We start from the raw sequence: 15,764 nt of genomic DNA, 5'->3' as shown, positions 1-15,764 counted from the left end.
CGCACGGCGGACCGTGGCTTTTTGTGAAAGTCCAGTATTGTTTATTTCCCTTTGTCGATGGCCATGCGCACAGCCAGCCCTGTCAGAATACTGGCCATAAACCATTTCTGAACCCGAATATAAACCGGACGAGCCTGAAACCAACTGGCCATCCTGGCGGCTGATAGTATGATAACCATATTGACGGATCCACTAATGGTTAGCTGAGTCAGGCCCAACTGAACGTTTTGAGTCAGTAACGAACCGTATTCAGGGTGCGTAAACTGCGGAAAAAATGATAGGTAAAACAGGGCTACTTTCGGATTGAGCGCATTGGTCAGTAGACCCATCCGGAAAAGCTTCCAGTCAGAATCATGCGACAGGTTGCGCGTCTGGAAGGGGGAGGAGCTGCCGGGTTTAACGGCTTCCCAGGCTAGGTAGAGCAGGTAGCCAATACCGAGCCATCGTAGGAGGTCATAAGCCAGTGGAATTGCCAGAAACACAGCTGATAATCCAAAAGAAACCAGAAAAATATGGCCCAGAAACCCAGCCAAAACACCGGCAAGCGACACTAAACCTGCCCGTCGTCCCTGGGTGATGGAGCGGGAAATCAGGTAAATCATGTTCGGGCCAGGGCTGAGTACGAGACCCAGTGCAGCCAGCGCAAAAAGGAGTAATTCGTTGGCAGGAATCATTTGGTGTCAAGCGGTCTGTAAATAATCAGGCAATGGTGTCCCTAGGCTATTTTCGGCTGTAAGCGGGGTTAATCGGACTGTCTGCATTGGAATTACACCCGCCCAGGTTGGCAGGTCTTCATCTTCAGGGTCGTCATTGGGACCACCGGTGCGTATTTTGGCCGACGCTTCGGCCAGCGAAAAAGCCAGCACGGTCGTTTTCCGCATTTCACTGCTGGTCGTTGGGCGAAGATCGTCCCAGCGACCAGGAATCAGGTGATCGGTGATCAGTGCCAGCGCTTCCATGCGTTCGTTCTCGTCGGTTACTTTCTCGGCAGTTGCAAAAATGACCACCGAACGATAATTGACCGAGTGATGAAACGCCGATTTGGCCAGAACAAGTCCATCCGTCAACATCACTGAAATGCAGACCGGCCCGCCCTGTTCGATTGTACGAATGAAGTGGCTGCCAACCGACCCGTGAATATAAACCCGGTCGCCTTTTCGGGCGAATGCGGTTGGAATGGCCATCGGCTGCCCATCGATGGCGAAGCTAACCGTGCAGAAAAGTGCTTCGTCCAGAATTGGGTGAATTGTGGCTTCGTCGTAATGAGCACGCTTGGCTAAACGACTGGGTGTTGTGCGGGCGGTTTGCATCGTTGGTGATTTTTAGGCAGGACGTTCGATACGGATAAGTAGACAACAACTTTCCCAAAATCAGATGCCCTGTTCATTTTCAAAACAAATGTCGTTATTTGCCGGCCTACTTAAGTCGTCCAGTTTTTAGATTTCTGCTAGTCCAGTTATGCCACCATTCAAATCGCTGATTCAGGTTGACAAGACATTGCCAACCCCAGTTTTTCTACAGTTAAGCGAACAACTGGGCCAGCTTATTCGCGCAGGAACGCTCGTGGCGGGCCAGCGATTGCCCGGAACACGTCATCTGGCCGACTTACTTGAGTTGAATCGGCAGACGGTTGTAGCCGCTTATGATGAGGGTTTGGCGCAGGGCTGGCTCGAAAGCCGGGCTGGCAGTGGCACCTATGTGGCCGCTCATTTTCCTGAAATCAAACCGCAAGTATTGGCGAGCAACGATAATACAGCCAGCGTTTTGGGAACGGATAGCACCGGAACACTGCCGGGTTATGCCTTCGATTCGCTCAATTTTCTGATACGGCCTGTGTTGACTAACTCGGCTGGTTTACACCTCGACGATGGGTTCCCAGATATTCGACTGGCTCCAATGGACGAATTAAGCCGGGCTTATCGCTCGTATTTCCGGTGGGGAAATCCACAGACCCATTTCGGTTACGGCGATACGAAAGGGCATCTGCTGTTACGAGAACAGCTTTCTCTTCATCTGAACGAAACCCGAGGGCTGCGGACTACTCCCGAGAACATACTCATTACTCGTGGAAGCATTATGGGTTTGCATCTGACGAGCCAGATTTTACTGCGATCCGGCGACATCGTCGTAACGGGCGAAACGACCTGGGCAGGTGCTACGATGAATTTTCGAAAAACCGGCGCCACGATTCTGACCGTTCCGGTCGATCAACATGGTTTAGATGTTGATGCACTGGCTCGTTTATGTGAGCAAAAGGGCACTATCCGGATGGTATTTGTGACTCCGCATCACCATTATCCAACCACGGTTACACTCCGACCCGATCGGCGTATTCGGCTCCTGCAACTCGCTGAACAATACCGGTTTGCCATTCTGGAAGATGACTATGATTATGATTTTCACTACCTGAGCCGCCCGATTCTCCCACTGGCGAGCGCTGATCGGGAAGGAATGGTTGTTTATGTCGGTTCGTTGACGAAGTCGGTTGCTCCGGCTTTTCGGATCGGCTATGTGGTGGCCCCAACCGCACTGATCGACGAACTGGCCCGGCTACGGCGTATCATTGATCGACAGGGCGATCCCATGCTGGAGTTTGCTATTGGACAGTTATTTAAATCCGGCGATTTGAAACGTCATTTTCGCAAGGCTCTACGCACCTATCACGTTCGTCGGGATCGGTTCTGCGAGTTGTTAACCAGTGAATTGGCCAGTACTGTCCAGTTCACGAAACCCGATGGAGGTATGGCCGTCTGGGCGCGTTTCGATCCGGCGATTGATATGGATGCTTTGGCTACCCGTGCAGGCCAGAAAGGTCTTTTTCTGTCGAGCGGTGTTTTTCATAATCCACCCGGCCATCACTTGAATGGTACTCGGCTGGGTTTTGCGTCGAGCACAGAGGAGGAACTGGAACGAAGCGTGATGGTGCTCAGGAATGTACGTTGAGCTAATGTGTAATTTCCTCGTCGTCAAGTAATTGCTTTATATTCAAAATGCAATCGTCGAGCACTGATATATTCTCTGACCAGTTAACTACGTACCAGGTTGGATCATTGCGGTCAATGACGTAAACCTTTTGGGCACTTGTAATAACCCAAAGAACTTTATCGACCCCAAACTCAATTAATTTCTGTGATTTCTGAATCAAGTACCCATCCAATTTACCCTCGAACTCAGATACATCTGCTTTGATATCAACCTCGATAACAACTTTAGGCGGTATGTCGAAGAATTTACCTTTTAGCTTGCCAACTTTCTCTTTTTCAAAGATGACCAGATCATTGCCGAGATTATCATTATGGGCTAAATGGAGACCGGATTCATTCGAACTGATCAGATATTTCTTACGATTTATAGTATTCCCAATATAAAGACCTAGTAAATACACTAACACTCCCTGTAAATCGGAACACGACATAACTTCTTCAATTGTTTTCTTGCCCGATAAAACGTCTCGATAACCCTGATAATAGACGGGTTTTCCACTCCACATTTCGTAAACGAGGGCAGGGGGAATGTTTCTGGTAGACAGGCGATTGGTCCGACGTTGGGACTTCCCCTCAGCAACAGATGACATACATTTGTTGAATTTGTGACTAGACAAGTTTAATGTAAAAAAATGGTATTGGCAAGTTACTTATCGCTTTCTTTCCAGGCTTTATAGGCTCCTGGTAAACACACGGCGCACGGTCTATAACGTAGTTCAAGTGCTTCGGTTTCATTCCGGAAAAACACTCGGTTTTCGGGCTTCATGCGTTTCCCTGCCCGGCAGTCCAGCCGACCGTAGATCTTACCGGGACGGTTGCCGCCCAACGTAATGAGTCCCTGCTGGATTAAGTCTGTTAGTTTTCGGCGTTGGGCAAATGGAGATGATCCTAAATCTGTATGTCGAATCATGCGGCATCGTGAAAAATAAGCCCCGCATTGACGCGGGTTCCCGTTCGCACTTCACTAACTCCGTGCCGCATGGCCACGCGGTAGTAGCCCCGAGTGCCCTGAGCGGGTCTGTATTTAGTCGTGAACAATAGAACCTGCCCTTGTTCTGGCAGTAATACCGTTGCTTTTGACTGCATCCTTGGGCGCTGTTCGAGCATAACGAACTCCCCGCCCGTGTAATCCTGGCCCGGCTGGCTCAGAAAAAGGACAGCCTGAAACGGGAAATAAAGCACACCATACATATCCTGGTGAAGCGCGTTCCAGTCGCCAGGGCCGTATTTCAGAATCAATGGCGTTGGGCGGGTTTGTCCGGCTGCGTGGCAGGTGGAAAGCCATTCGTCAAGATCGGTCGGGTAGCGCAGGTTAATTCCCAATTTTTCATTCCAGTTGTTGGCAATGGGCGACAATTGAGTGAACAATTCATGCCGAAGCGTATCGACGACTGATGGGAGCGGGTAGCTGAAATATTTGTATTCGCCACTGCCATAGCCGTGATTCTGCATGACAATGCTTTTTCGATAGAGGTTTGGCTCGTCGAACAAGTTTGCCAGCTCACGACATTCTTCGGATGAGAGGAATGAGGGTAGTAGAGTGAACCCGGTTTGGGATAGGTCAGACTGGTAATAGGGCCAGTCAATTGTTTCTTGAGTCATCATATGAGTTACACCAGGAGCCCAACGTAGCGACGGAAATCACAAAATCCTTGACGCTTAATTATGGTATTTTCGTCACTACGTTGGGCTTTCCTTATTCTACAAAATCTTAACTGTCAAGCCGTGCAGCTTCCCAGCCGAGCATGGCCTGTTTGCGTTTCGTTCCCCAGCGATACCCGCCAAACAGCCCCGTTTTTTTGATGACCCGGTGACATGGGATCAGATAACCGACCGGATTACTACCGATGGCCGTGCCGACTGCCCGCGAAGCTGTGGGTTGACCAATGGCTTCGGCAATCTGGTCGTAACTCGCCAGTTTGCCTTCCGGGATTTTCAGTAATGCTTCCCATACTTTTAGCTGAAAGGCAGACCCGCGTACAAGAACAGACAGCGGTTTGTCTGATTTCTGGGGGATGGCTTCCGTGGTCATACCATCGGTTGTCGGAAAAATCTGGTCAGCCAGAAACTGAACAACTGTTGGATCGTGATGCAGCGATGCTTCGGGCCATGCCGATGCCAGAATGCTTTCGGGATCGTTTTCATCGTTCAGGAAATGCAAAAGAGCGATTTTTCCATTGATAGCCCCTAATACATACTCGCCAAATGGACTATCGAACACGCCGTATAACAGATCGAGGCCAGAGCCTGCCTGTTTGAATTGTCCCGGTGTAACGCCTTCGATGGTTACGAATAGATCGTGCAACCGGCCCGTTCCGGAAAGGCCGGAATCATAAGCGACATCTGCCAGAGGATCACCCTTACGAAGCCGGGTTTTGGCATGTTCGAGGGTTAGGTATTGGCTAAATTTCTTGGGGCTTACACCAGCCCATTCTGTGAATAACCGCTGAAAATGAAATTCGCTCATATTCACTTTCTCCGCCAGTTCGCTTAAGGACGGTTGTTCCCGAAAATGGGCCGTCAAGTGTTCGATGGCGCGGGCAATCTGCTGATACGTGTGGGTGCTGTTCGTTGTCATAGTATTTGTGTTTTGACTATACAAAAGTCGCCATAACCCAACGGGTAGCAAACCCGATTCTTGCGGAGTTTTTCGGGTGATTGTTTCACGGAAAAACCAGCTATTTTAGCTACTTTGCTGATCATACCGACTCATAAACAGATGGATATACTCCGGGAGTTTCTTCAGGAAAGTGGATTCGATACCGTGGAGCAATCGACTATTCTTAGCCAGTTTCATCGTCGGGAATTAAGTAAAGGTAATCTCTTTGCCGAGGCTGGCCGCATTTGTGATCAGCTGGCATTTGTCGAAAAGGGATTGTTCCAGTTTTTTGCGGATCGCGATGGCGACGAAATTACAACGTACACGGCTGGTACGGCCGATTTTGTTGTATCGCTGGGTAGCTTTCTGAAACAGCAACCTTCCCGCGAATCCATCCGTGCCCTGACCGATAGTGTGCTTTGGAGCATTAGCCGACACTCGTTCAATCAATTACGGCAGACTATTTCCTCATTTGAACTGTTCTATATGGGCTTGCTCGAAGATCAGATCAACTGCATCGAAGAGAGTCGCTATAATCTGCTGACACTCTCTGCCGAAGAGCGCTATCAGAAACTAATGACCGATGAGCCACATCTGTTGCAGGAAGTGCCTCTTCAATACCTCGCTTCCATTCTTGGTGTTACTCCCCGTCACCTGAGCCGTATCCGTGGTCAGATTCGACAGCTAACGATCAATCATCAGGGCTGGCTCACTGAGCGATCTGGACATTTGTCTAAGAGATTGGCTTATCTCACAGACCACCTTTGTATCGTCAACCAATTAACAAAAAGACGATATGAAATTGCCACTAGCAATCGGGTTATTATTTCTGAGTTATTCCACATTAGCCCAGCGCTTTCCGCGTAATGAATTCAGTATTAACGGCTTTCGGAACCCATCCATTGGGTTGGAATATCGCCGGGGTCCTGTCTCTGCTCATGCGGGCTACTACATAACAAGCTTCACCGCCGGTATCACGACGCAATTTGCCAAAACAGGCCTTACCTATTGGTTTCTGCCGGTTGGTCAACGCGAAAACCCATCCTCGTTTTATGCATCGATGTCGTATCTGCGCGGCCTCAACCGGGACTATGAGCGTCAGAACGCAGCTTCGGCGGAGGTTGGCTTTCGATGGATAGTCTGGCGCGGACTAAATCTGCGCCTGGGTGTAATAGCCTTAGCCAGTGCTGGACAAGACCTTAAAATCAATCCTACACCTGGTATCAGCTATTCTTTTCACTGGTAGTCCGAACAAGCCTTTCCAACATACATAGATGAAAACATCCACAATGCCTGCTAATCGACTCATTGGAAACCGGCTCATTCTAGGCGTTATTCTGGTGATGATTCCCTACACGACGCTAACGATTGTGTTCGATTATCCGGATATTCTTCGCCAGGAACCTGGTATTGTTCTGACACGCTTCCATACTGGGGGAGCCTCCCTTATTGGTGTTTGGTGGCTATTCGCTATCGGCGGATTTCCGTTGCTGCAAGCCTATGTGCTTATTGGGCAGAAATTTGAGAAGCAGGTATATGCCCTGCGATGGGCTACAACTCTGGGCGTCATTTCGGCTATTGTTCAGCTTATAGGTCTTCTTCGCTGGCCGTTTGTCGTGCCCGTTTTAGCGACTCTGTACGTTACTACCACCGATCTGGCTACCCGGCAGGCAATAGTTGTTGTCTTTACTGCTATTCACCAGTATGGCGGTGTGGTTCTGGGCGAACATCTGGGGCAATTGCTGACCATTGCTTACACACTATTGCTCTCCAGAGCTTTTGCGCAGATGACCTTGTTTCCAAAGTGGATAAGCTATTTAGGTTATGTTGCTTCGGGTATTTATTTGCTGGCCCAAGGAGATTTATTCGCTACCGTAATTCCGGGCTTTCCAACCTGGGAACTGGCTGGTTTACTGGGAAGCAGCCTGTGGTTAATCTGGCTACTGGTTGTTGGAGTCTGGTTCCGGCGGTTAGCCGATGCCGCCAATGAATGAGATCAGTCGTATTTCTTGCCAAAATACCTGCATAAAAAATAACGGCGAGTCCATGTTATCATCCATCCATTTTAAAGCCTAAACGAATTAAGGGCCAGTGTTTTACATCAGCTGAGCGGATCTGCGATTCGTTGAACGAGATGAGTTATGCAACCTTGCCCCTGAAAACAGCTATGGTCTGGGCCGATTTGACCGATAATTGTTTAGTAAATAGATCGACTTCAGGGCTTTAGACTGGAAGAGAGCCTTAGCAAACCTGATTCTATATTATTTTATGACTGTCGGACTTTTTATTCCCTGTTACGTAAACCAGTTTTACCCCCAGGCAGCCATAGCAACGCTTCAGTTGTTGCGGAAAGTAGGGGTCGAAGTAGTCTATCCATCCAAACAAACCTGCTGTGGACAGCCGATGGCTAATTCAGGGTTTGAGCACCTGACGCAGGAATGCAATGATCTTTTTCTGGAAAATTTTTCCAGATTCGATTACATCGTAGCCCCTTCAGCGAGTTGTGTACTACACGTTAAGCAACACCTGCATTCGGCTACCGATCCGGCGGAAGCAGACCGTATTCGATCAAATGTGTATGAACTGGTCGAGTTTTTAACCGATGTATTGAAAGTAGAAAACTTGCGGGCCCGATTCCCTCACAAAGTAGGAATTCACCAGAGTTGTCATGGATTGCGTGGTCTTTATCTGGCCCAGATGAGCGAGCTCAATACCCTGCCTTTTTCCAAACCTGTCCACTTGTTGAATATGGTAGAAGGCCTGGAACTGGTTACGCTGGATCGCCCGGATGAATGCTGCGGTTTTGGCGGGACGTTTTGCGTGGCCGAAGAAGCCGTATCGGTAAAAATGGGGAAAGACCGGGTAACCGATCATACCAAAAATGGGGCCGAGTACATTACGTCCGTCGATCTTTCCTGCCTGATGCATCTGGAAGGGATTCTGCACCGGAATAAGAGCGCCATTAAAGCCGTACACATTGCAGAAATATTAAACTCGACCTTGTGATGGAAAAAGGAATGAAAGATCATGCCGCTTTAGCCGAGGCTTTTATCAACGACGAAGAACGGGTCGACTGGCACGACGGAGCCCTCTGGTGGATCAGGCAGAAACGGGACATTGCCTCCAAACAAATTCCGGAGTGGGAGGATTTACGCGAAACCGCATCCCGAATAAAAAACAATGTACTGTCAAATCTGCATGACTACCTGTTGCAGTTTGAAGCCAATGCAACCTTGAATGGGATAAAAGTGCATTGGGCCGCCGATGCCGAAGAACACAACGCAATTGTGTATTCCATCCTGAAAGACAAAGACATTAAACAAATGGTAAAGAGCAAGTCCATGCTCACCGAAGAATGCCATCTGAATGAATACCTGATTGAACGTGGTGTCGATGTCATTAACTCCGATCTGGGCGAATACATTCAGCAACTGGATAATGAGCCACCCAGCCACATTGTGCTGCCCTGCATTCATAAACGAAAAGAGGAAATCGGTGAGATTTTTCATGAACATCTGGGTACAGAGAAAGGCGTGTCGGACCCGACTACGCTGACGCGATTTGCCCGCCGACACCTGCGCGATGTTTTTATCACCCGACGAGCGGCCCTGACTGGAGTCAATTTTGCCGTGGCCGAAACCGGCGAGTATGTTGTCTGCACCAACGAAGGAAACGCCGATATGGGTGCCCATTTATCGGAAGTGCAGATTGCCTCTATGGGGATCGAAAAAATCATTCCTCAAAAGGCCCATCTCGGCGTGTTTTTACGGTTACTCGCCAGAAGTGCTACCGGACAACCCATCACCATCTATTCGAGTCATTTTAAAAAACCACGTGAAGGTCAGGAAATGCACCTGATTCTGGTCGATTTGGGAAGAAGCCGTCAGTTGGGCCGGGTCGATTTTCGGGATTCGTTGAAGTGTATCAAATGCGGAGCTTGTATGAATACTTGCCCCGTTTACCGGAAAAGTGGTGGTCTTAGTTACCACAATACGATTGCCGGACCTATCGGCGCTATTCTGGCTCCTAACCTGGACATGAAAAAGCACGCCGATCTGCCCTTTGCGTCGACGCTCTGCGGTTCCTGCTCGAATGTCTGCCCTGTAAAAATTAACATTCACGATCAGTTGTACCAATGGCGGCAAGTTATTGTTCGGGAGGGTTATGCGGCCAATACGAAGGTGCTGGGTATGAAAGCAATGGCCTGGACGTTATCGTCGCCGACATCGTATTCCACGTTGGGTAAAGCCGGGCGCTGGGTTTTAAATAACATTCCGTTCGCTGTAAATAACAAATTCAATCCCTGGTATAAACAACGTGACATGCCAGACGGACCCAAAGAGTCGTTTGATGTGTGGTATGCTAAAAACAACGGCCATGATAGCGAAAAGGATTAAACTCTCGTAACGGTCTGGGAATATCTCTTTGATAATCAATAGAGTATTGTAATATTTAACTGATAATATCTGAAATGAGCAGCAGAGAAAACATTCTGGCCGCTGTTTTGAAAAATCAGCCTCCCGCCAGCCCTTTGCCCGATATTGGTTTTTTGAAAGGCAACGCGGTGGACGTCGTGGCTCAGTACAGTGGTGTTTTTGCCAGTATTGGCGGGAATGTATTTTTGGTAAAAGACCTGGCAGCCGTTGATGCCCTGATCAGGGAAAACTTCGATGCCACAAAGCGTATTATAACCACGCTGCCAGAACTAGGTAATTCGTTTGAACTGCTTTCTGCCACTGCTGATCCGCATACGTTTGATGATGTGGAGGTAGCCGTGATCGAGGCCCAGTTGGCAGTTGCTGAAAATGGTGCGGTCTGGCTTCCGGAGCAACGCATGGGGCAACGGATTGTCCCCTACATCTGCCAGCATCTGGTGGTGGTGGTAGCGGCCGAAACCATCGTGCCTACGCTGCATGAAGCCTATGGTCAAATTGGGTTGGGGCAATACGGTTTTGGGGCTTTTATTGGAGGACCGTCCAAAACGGCCGACATTGAGCAGGCGCTGGTGATGGGAGCACACGGCCCAATCACGATGACGGTGTTGATTTTGGATCAGGTCGGCTAGGTCTTTATTTGCTGCCCCGTGTTTTAGTGACATAATTATGAATCCTCGTCTAATCCGAAACGAATCACTGTCACTTACAGAATGGAGTCTGTATGAAACCTATGGCCCAGTTGGGTGTAAGCAGTTCATACACTCAGGTTACTGTTCATATTGGCTTTCGACCGTTGAATCATATTTTTTTTGTGTATAGAAGGTAGGATAATTAATTTTGGCCGCAAGTATAAACCCGGGCATTTTTGAACAAGTCATGAGTGTTGTCATCAAACCAACCGTCAGCAATATTATCAATCTATGGTTTGGCGCTGATACGCCGATTCGGCAGTATAGAATTAAATTGAATCCTGATTTATGGGTAGCCTGCCAGAACATCGATCAGGATTTTTGTCCACCCTCAAAGATACAGCAGACGGAGAATTACCGGAAGTCGGATAAAGTAGCGTTCGCTAAGGCAGTGCAGGAACAATTAGGGTATATCGCAGGGTCAAACGATAACTAATCCAACTCTTCAGGTAAGTGAAAAAAGCCAGGATCGAATCCTGGCTTTTTTCAGTTCTGGTCGAATCTACCTGCAATAAGCTGGCAAGACACTAAAATTATTAGTTAATGTAAAGCTTTTTGTAAGCCACAAGTCTGGTATAAGTTACTGACTATCTGACTATTTGCCTTTACTGTGAAACTTGTGTGTTTTGCTATTTATTTTTTTTTTTTTTTCTTTAAAATTTAAAGACTTGCAGAAATCCGCCTGTAGAATATATTCGTATATAGGCGCAGATAACAAAGAGTGTACGCCTATGCAGTACGTATCCGTATTTACGTTATTCGCTCTACCTGTGGCCAAAGGGTTCTCTTCGCTACAGCAAGCGACAGACTATCTTCGAAGAGCCAATGCCGATCAGGACCTTTCACCACTTGGAATCTATGATGCCAAAATGGGTCTGGTAATACCCTATATGAATGACGGTTATTCACTCATTGATACCGATGAAAGCCTGATTATTCGACTGGCTCAGGAGCATATTGAGCATATTGCCTGACAGCAACGATCACTGACCGTAGATTGTCCCTATATGGTGAGTCGATTGATAATCAGATCGGGGTTTTCCCGTTCGTATTCTTCAATGCAGTCCAGTCCAGCGTCGGTTAATTCATAAAACGTCTGCTCTTCATTTCCTTCATTACAGATGTTTAGCAATCCACTGCGAACCAACCCTGTGATAAGGTAGCTAACCAGCGTACGATCAAAATTGGTGTGCTCAGATAATTGAGTTCGGTTCACGCAGTGACGTGTAGCTGTAAGAATGTTGTATTGGCCAAACGTAAGTATCATGGTAGTTGCCAAAGTAATATATAGCGTTAAAAAGGGAGGTTAAGTATCTATCTATAGAATAACTCGACAAAATGCGGGCCAATGTATGCTGTGACGGAGAAAATTATAAAATAAGATCTTTTGCTAACTTTTTTTCAACTGGCTCAGGCTACTGAAGGCACCATTTTAACTTCCTTTTTTCTTGAAGTCTGCTACAATAGGGGTAGCCCATCCTGCAAAATTTGTGCAACTTGCTGATTTACCAATTGCCATTTTTCTGAAAAGTCCATAAAAAAATCTGCCAGGTTTTGGCCTGGCAGATTTAAATAGAATTCTAAAAACAATCACACGTTTTCAGGGGAAGATATAGCTCTTCTCAAACTTACTTAGTGCCGTAGCGCTTGCGGAACTTGTCCACACGACCAGCTGTATCGAGCAACACGTTCTTACCTGTATAGAATGGGTGCGACTGCGAGCTAACTTCAATTTTAACGAGCGGATAGGTTTTTCCTTCAAACTCGATAGTGTCTTTTGTTTGAACCGTCGAACGTGTCAGGAATTTGTAATCGCTCGACAGGTCGTGGAATACCACTTCGCGGTATTCCGGGTGAATGCCCTTTTTCATGATTAATCTCAGTTTCTTGTCATCTTCTCGGTTTCCGACCGAAAAGGATTGCAAAGGTACAGCGTTTCGGGCGGATTGGCAAACAGTTTTAACGGTTCTTTTTGTGTTTGATTATCAACCGGATAGATGTGTCCCGTTGCCTAATAATGGCATAATAAAGGATTGTTACTATTCCTTTTTTTGCTTATCTTTAAGAACGTTTACGCTTCTTCATTCCGACTCGCTTCACTTGCCTTGGGCATGAACCGGTCAGTAAAATCGCTCTTTTATTTTTTTTAGCATAGCTCTCCTACCGGGTATTGTTAAGTCGCTAAGCATTACGGCTTAACAATTTCTTAACCTGTCTGGTAGAGTTGCACGTTTCAATGAATTGCGAAAACACCCGAACCTTCGGGGTTGCTTTTCCGTCTATTTCAATAGAACTTTAAAACTCCGGCCCAATTTAGCCTCGGTTGAACAAAATGGTTTTATGCTCCTGGTTACTTCTGTGTTCTCCTCATTGGAATCATACGTGTCAATCTTAGCTTAAGTGAAACCACTGAGTCGGTGTTTTTAATTGCATTCAACATTTTTTACTATATAAAAACTAACCCAAACGCTCATGTACGTAATCAAACGTGACGGACGCCGGGAGTCGGTCAAGTTCGACAAGATTACCGCCAGGATCGAAAAACTGTGCTACGGCCTTGATCCGGCTTATGTTCAGCCTGTTGAGGTCGCCATGAAAGTGGTTAACGGTCTCTACGATGGTGTAAAAACCACCGAGCTGGACAATTTAGCCGCCGAAACAGCCGCTTCGATGACCACAAAGCACCCCGATTATGCCATTCTGGCCGCTCGGATTGCTATTTCGAACCTGCATAAAGAGACGAACAAATCGTTCTCCGGAACCATCAAACGGCTATATACGTATGAAGACTCTAAAACCGGCGAAAATGCAGCACTGATTTCGAAAGAGGTTTATGAGGTTGTACGCCAACATGCAGCTCTGCTCGACTCAACGATCATCTACGATCGGGATTATGGCTATGATTATTTCGGCTACAAAACCCTCGAAAAATCGTATCTGCTGAAAATCGACGGTCGCATTGCCGAACGTCCGCAGCATATGCTGATGCGCGTAGCTGTGGGTATTCACATGGAGGATATCGATGCGGCTATTGAGACCTATAACCTACTGAGTGAGAAGTGGTTTACGCACGCAACGCCAACGCTGTTCAACGCCGGAACACCAAAGCCACAGATGTCGAGTTGCTTCCTGTTGACGATGAAGGATGATTCCATCGACGGGATCTACGATACATTGAAGCAAACCGCCAAGATTTCGCAGTCGGCGGGTGGTATTGGGTTAAGTATCCATAATGTTCGTGCTACAGGAACGTATATCAAAGGCACTAACGGAACATCCAACGGGATTGTGCCGATGTTGCGCGTATTTAACGATACAGCCCGCTACGTAGATCAGGGGGGCGGCAAACGTAAAGGTTCGTTTGCTGTCTATCTGGAACCCTGGCACGCTGATATTTATGACTTCCTCGATCTGAAAAAGAATTCGGGTAAGGAAGAAAACCGTGCCCGCGACCTGTTCTACGCTCTCTGGACGCCCGATCTGTTTATGAAACGGGTAGAAGACAATGACGTTTGGTCGCTGTTCTGCCCGCACGAGTGCCCCGGTCTGGCCGATTGCTATGGCGACGAATTTGAAGCGTTGTATACGCGCTACGAACGCGAAGGTCGTGCCCGTCGGACAATAAAGGCACAAGATTTGTGGTACAAGATTTTGGAGTCTCAGACCGAGACTGGCACGCCTTATATGCTATACAAGGATGCTGCCAACAAAAAATCGAACCAGAAAAACCTCGGTACCATCAAGTCGTCAAACCTGTGTACCGAAATCATCGAGTACACCGCTCCCGACGAAGTAGCGGTTTGTAATCTGGCGTCGATTGCCCTGCCGAAGTTTATCAAACGTGATCCGGATGGTGTAATGCGGTTCGATCACCAGAAACTATATGAGGTTACGAAAACGGCCACGCGCAATCTCAACAAGATCATCGACATCAACTACTACCCAGTTGAAGAAGCGCGTCGGAGCAACATGCGTCACCGGCCGATTGGGTTGGGCGTACAGGGGTTGGCCGATGCATTCATCATGCTGCGGATGCCGTTTGAGTCGGATGAAGCGCGTCGCCTGAACGAAGACATTTTCGAAACGATCTATTTCGGTGCTATGACTTCTTCGATGGAGCAAGCTAAAGAATACGGTCCGTATGAAACCTGGAAAGGTTCACCGATTTCGCAGGGGCAGTTCCAGTTCGATATGTGGGGTGTAAAACCTAAATCAGGACGCTGGGATTGGGAAAGTCTGCGCAAAGAGGTTGTCGAACATGGTGTTCGGAACTCGCTGCTGCTGGCGCCAATGCCGACCGCATCGACCTCACAGATTCTGGGCAACAACGAGTGCTTCGAACCATATACGAGTAATATCTATACGCGTCGCGTGTTGTCGGGTGAGTTTGTCGTGGTCAACAAGCACCTATTGAAAGATCTCGTGAAACTAGGTCTGTGGAATGATGCGATGAAGAATAACCTGATTCTGGCTAACGGCTCGATCCAGGCTATTCCGAACATACCGCAGCATATCAAAGATCTCTATAAAACGGTTTGGGAGATCAAGCAGAAGCATATCATCGATATGGCTGCCGATCGGGGTGCGTACATTTGCCAGTCACAATCGCTGAACATCCACATTCAGGATTCGAACTTCGGCAAACTGACATCGATGCACTTCTATGCCTGGAAGGCGGGTCTGAAAACGGGTATGTATTACCTGCGGACGAAGGCTGCTGCCGATGCGGTGAAGTTCACGGTTGTTCAACCACAAGCCGAGCCACAACTGGAGCCCGTAATGGCCGAAGCGGTAACCGTCGAAAAACCTCTCGATTACGTACAATACGCTAAAGAGCACGCTCAGAACACAACGCCTACACCCGTACCGATGGTGACGGATCTCGAACAGCAGTATGCGGCCATGACCTGCTCACTGGATGATCCGGAAGGTTGTGAGATGTGTGGCTCATAAGAGTCTGATTTGATAAACTAATAACCTATAGCGCCCGGCTGTGTTCGACATGGCCGGGCGTTTTGGCGATAAATCTTTTTTAAGTCTGATGGAGACCTTTAGC

Annotated in this window: 18 protein-coding genes; 10 read left to right on the top strand and 8 right to left on the bottom strand. The window is 47.9% G+C overall.

The genetic code is table 11. The annotated features are described in order from the left end of the window. Window positions 1-41 precede the first annotated feature (41 nt). Both G8759_RS27255 and G8759_RS27250 read right to left on the bottom strand, forming a co-directional pair. Window positions 42-674: a LysE family translocator gene (locus G8759_RS27255; protein WP_167215552.1), complete on the bottom strand. Its 633-nt coding sequence runs from the start codon at window positions 672-674 to the stop codon at window positions 42-44. A 6-nt stretch (window positions 675-680) separates the two neighbouring features. Then, window positions 681-1,310: a pyridoxamine 5'-phosphate oxidase family protein gene (locus tag G8759_RS27250; RefSeq protein WP_167215549.1), complete on the bottom strand. Its 630-nt coding sequence runs from the start codon at window positions 1,308-1,310 to the stop codon at window positions 681-683. Between the two features lie 148 nt (window positions 1,311-1,458). On the opposite strand from G8759_RS27250, the gene G8759_RS27245 reads away from it, so the two are divergent. Beyond that, a complete protein-coding gene (locus G8759_RS27245) occupies window positions 1,459-2,943 on the top strand; it encodes an aminotransferase-like domain-containing protein (RefSeq protein ID WP_167215546.1) in 1,485 nt (494 codons plus the stop codon). Window position 2,944: 1 nt separating this feature from the next. On the opposite strand, the gene G8759_RS27240 is transcribed toward G8759_RS27245, so the two are convergent. The 4 genes from G8759_RS27240 to G8759_RS27225 all read right to left on the bottom strand — a co-directional run bounded on the left by G8759_RS27240 (window position 2,945) and on the right by G8759_RS27225 (window position 5,562). Next, on the bottom strand, window positions 2,945-3,574 hold the full coding sequence (locus tag G8759_RS27240) for a Uma2 family endonuclease (protein WP_167215543.1): 630 nt from the start codon (window positions 3,572-3,574) through the stop codon (window positions 2,945-2,947). A gap of 56 nt (window positions 3,575-3,630) precedes the next feature. Beyond that, a complete protein-coding gene (locus G8759_RS27235; protein WP_167215540.1) occupies window positions 3,631-3,894 on the bottom strand; it encodes an Ada metal-binding domain-containing protein in 264 nt (87 codons plus the stop codon). Beyond that, window positions 3,891-4,586: a 2OG-Fe(II) oxygenase gene (locus tag G8759_RS27230; RefSeq protein WP_167219313.1), complete on the bottom strand. Its 696-nt coding sequence runs from the start codon at window positions 4,584-4,586 to the stop codon at window positions 3,891-3,893. The genes G8759_RS27235 and G8759_RS27230 overlap by 4 nt, the downstream gene beginning before the upstream one ends. 109 nt (window positions 4,587-4,695) lie before the next feature. Next, entirely contained in the window at window positions 4,696-5,562 is an 867-nt protein-coding gene (locus tag G8759_RS27225; RefSeq protein WP_167215537.1) for a methylated-DNA--[protein]-cysteine S-methyltransferase, read from the bottom strand. A 141-nt stretch (window positions 5,563-5,703) separates the two neighbouring features. Between G8759_RS27225 and G8759_RS27220 the strand changes: the two genes are divergently transcribed. The 8 genes from G8759_RS27220 to G8759_RS27185 all read left to right on the top strand — a co-directional run bounded on the left by G8759_RS27220 (window position 5,704) and on the right by G8759_RS27185 (window position 11,682). Then, on the top strand, window positions 5,704-6,450 hold the full coding sequence (locus G8759_RS27220) for a Crp/Fnr family transcriptional regulator (RefSeq protein WP_167215534.1): 747 nt from the start codon (window positions 5,704-5,706) through the stop codon (window positions 6,448-6,450). Continuing rightward, the gene (locus tag G8759_RS27215; protein WP_167215531.1) at window positions 6,380-6,829 is read left to right on the top strand and encodes a hypothetical protein; all 450 of its coding nucleotides are present in this window, start codon (window positions 6,380-6,382) and stop codon (window positions 6,827-6,829) included. Before G8759_RS27220 ends, G8759_RS27215 begins: the two co-directional genes overlap by 71 nt. A gap of 28 nt (window positions 6,830-6,857) precedes the next feature. Next, the gene (locus tag G8759_RS27210) at window positions 6,858-7,577 is read left to right on the top strand and encodes a DUF4386 domain-containing protein (protein WP_167215528.1); all 720 of its coding nucleotides are present in this window, start codon (window positions 6,858-6,860) and stop codon (window positions 7,575-7,577) included. Between the two features lie 274 nt (window positions 7,578-7,851). Beyond that, window positions 7,852-8,589 (top strand): (Fe-S)-binding protein, encoded by a 738-nt coding sequence (locus G8759_RS27205; RefSeq protein WP_167215525.1) that lies wholly within the window; start codon window positions 7,852-7,854, stop codon window positions 8,587-8,589. Further along, window positions 8,589-9,980 carry a lactate utilization protein B gene (locus tag G8759_RS27200; RefSeq protein WP_167215522.1) on the top strand — a complete coding sequence of 464 codons (1,392 nt, stop codon included), beginning with the start codon at window positions 8,589-8,591 and terminating at the stop codon, window positions 9,978-9,980. Before G8759_RS27205 ends, G8759_RS27200 begins: the two co-directional genes overlap by 1 nt. A 74-nt stretch (window positions 9,981-10,054) precedes the next feature. Then, window positions 10,055-10,648, top strand: a complete 594-nt coding sequence (locus G8759_RS27195; RefSeq protein WP_167215519.1) for a LutC/YkgG family protein — start codon at window positions 10,055-10,057, stop codon at window positions 10,646-10,648. Between the two features lie 247 nt (window positions 10,649-10,895). Then, complete coding sequence (locus G8759_RS27190; protein WP_162391058.1) at window positions 10,896-11,144, top strand: hypothetical protein; 249 nt, start codon at window positions 10,896-10,898, stop codon at window positions 11,142-11,144. Between the two features lie 295 nt (window positions 11,145-11,439). Next, window positions 11,440-11,682: a hypothetical protein gene (locus G8759_RS27185; protein WP_167215516.1), complete on the top strand. Its 243-nt coding sequence runs from the start codon at window positions 11,440-11,442 to the stop codon at window positions 11,680-11,682. A gap of 29 nt (window positions 11,683-11,711) precedes the next feature. Here the strand turns inward: G8759_RS27185 and G8759_RS27180 are convergent, their stop codons facing one another. Both G8759_RS27180 and G8759_RS27175 read right to left on the bottom strand, forming a co-directional pair. Further along, window positions 11,712-11,975 (bottom strand): MarR family transcriptional regulator, encoded by a 264-nt coding sequence (locus tag G8759_RS27180; RefSeq protein WP_167215512.1) that lies wholly within the window; start codon window positions 11,973-11,975, stop codon window positions 11,712-11,714. A 361-nt stretch (window positions 11,976-12,336) separates the two neighbouring features. Continuing rightward, entirely contained in the window at window positions 12,337-12,579 is a 243-nt protein-coding gene (locus G8759_RS27175; RefSeq protein ID WP_162391055.1) for a type B 50S ribosomal protein L31, read from the bottom strand. A gap of 601 nt (window positions 12,580-13,180) precedes the next feature. Here G8759_RS27175 and G8759_RS27170 point away from each other — a divergent pair. Next, window positions 13,181-15,661 carry a ribonucleoside-diphosphate reductase subunit alpha gene (locus G8759_RS27170; RefSeq protein ID WP_167215508.1) on the top strand — a complete coding sequence of 827 codons (2,481 nt, stop codon included), beginning with the start codon at window positions 13,181-13,183 and terminating at the stop codon, window positions 15,659-15,661. The last annotated feature ends 103 nt before the right edge of the window (window positions 15,662-15,764 follow it).

Source organism: Spirosoma aureum, assembly GCF_011604685.1.
Classification (GTDB): Bacteria; Bacteroidota; Bacteroidia; order Cytophagales; family Spirosomataceae; genus Spirosoma; species Spirosoma aureum.
This window is presented reverse-complemented; position numbering and strand designations above follow the sequence as displayed.